This is a genomic window from Streptomyces sp. KLMMK (genome assembly GCF_036961605.1).
Lineage (GTDB): Bacteria > Actinomycetota > Actinomycetes > Streptomycetales > Streptomycetaceae > Streptomyces > Streptomyces telluris.
On the sequence record NZ_JBAMDC010000743.1, the window covers coordinates 1 to 1,322 of the forward strand.

At 73.1% G+C, this 1,322-nt stretch carries 2 protein-coding genes; both read right to left on the minus strand.

What is annotated here, in order from left to right; translation table 11 throughout:
- Positions 1-97: 97 nt before the first annotated feature.
- Positions 98-934 carry a hypothetical protein gene (locus V7793_RS37650; protein WP_336014248.1) on the minus strand — a complete coding sequence of 279 codons (837 nt, stop codon included), beginning with the start codon at positions 932-934 and terminating at the stop codon, positions 98-100.
- 112 nt (positions 935-1,046) lie between these two features.
- Positions 1,047-1,322 (minus strand): alpha/beta fold hydrolase (locus V7793_RS37655; protein ID WP_336014249.1); only part of this gene is annotated, 276 nt, incomplete at its 5' end.

Consider the following 1,322-nt stretch of genomic DNA (forward strand, 5'->3'; position numbering starts at 1 on the left):
GCCGCCGGCGGGCGGTGCGGGGCCCGGCGAGGTGACGGCCTGGCTGCGGGCCGAGGGCCAGGATCCGCCGCCCGGCCGGCGCCGGTGACCGCGGGGGCTACGGGGCGCTGTTTCCGATCAGCCGGTGCAGCGAGGCCTTGAGTGCGTCGACGAAGGCGTCGCGCGTCCGCGGGGCGACGAGGTCGAGGGACAGGTAGGGGTTGAGGTCCTCCAGCTCGACCAGCAGGAGATCGCCCTCCGGGGTGCGGCAGGCGTCCACGCGCTGGATGCCGTGCTCGATGCCGTTCCAGTCGATGAAGCGCTGCGCGAAGGCCAGGTCTTCGGCGGTGGGCTCGTACGGTTCGAGGGCCCAGCGCCGGGCGGGGTCGGGTGCGTGGAGGGCGTACTGGAAGGCGTCGTCGACGAAGTAGAACGAGACCTCGTAGCGGAAGTGGATGCGGGGCTGGACGAGGACGCCGTCGTAGTCGACGTCCGCGAGCTCCTCGCGCGGGACGAAGCGCAGGCCGATGGAGTCGGCGCCGAGCTTGGGCTTGACCACGTACTCGGCCACGTCGGGCAGGCGGCCGGCGTCCTCGGCGCGGTCGGCGGTCGGGATGACGGGGTAGCCCGCGGCGCTGAGGTCCGGCAGGTACTGCTTGCCGGCCATGTCGGCCCGGCCCGTGAGCTGGTTGTAGACGAGCACGCCGCCCTGCTCCGCCTGCCGGGCGAAGTCGTCGTAGGCCTCCTGGTAGTGCAGCACCGGCCCGCTGTTGCGCACCACGACCGCGTCGAAGCCGTCCATCAGGGCGGCGGCGTCGAGCGGGTGGCACAGCGCCACGTCGAAGTCCTCGCGCAGCCGGGAGGACAGGAGGATGTCCTCGTCGCAGTATCTGCGCCCCTTCGCCGGGTAGGCGAGGTCGGTGACGTAGAGGACGCGGGGCCGGACGGACGGCATGGGGCTCTCCTGGTGCGTTGACTGCCCAACGGGCGGTCCACCCGATGATATCCGTGCAGGTCAGAGAGGGTTCCCCGGGTCCCGCCCGGCCCGGGGGCCGGGCGGGGTCCGTTCAGCGCGTGGCGTCCAGGATGACTCTGGCCACCAGGGCCGGGTCGTCGTTCATGGGCACGTGCCCGCAGCCGGGCAGCCGTACCAGCCGGGCCCCGGGGATGACCTTCTTGGCCCGGACGCCCTGGCGCCGCAGCAGCAGCCGGTCGCGCGTTCCCCAGGCGACGGTGACGGGAACGTCCGCGATGTCGTGCGTGAACAGGACGCTGCGGCCGGCCTCCAGCGTGGGGGCGAAGCCGGTGCATTCGCGCAGCGCGCGCGTCTCGGCCATCACCGC

Excerpts from the sequence above, each read along its gene's own strand:
- V7793_RS37650 (WP_336014248.1), bottom strand. The coding sequence starts at position 934 with ATGCCGTCCGTCCGGCCCCGCGTCCTCTACGTCACCGACCTCGCCTAC.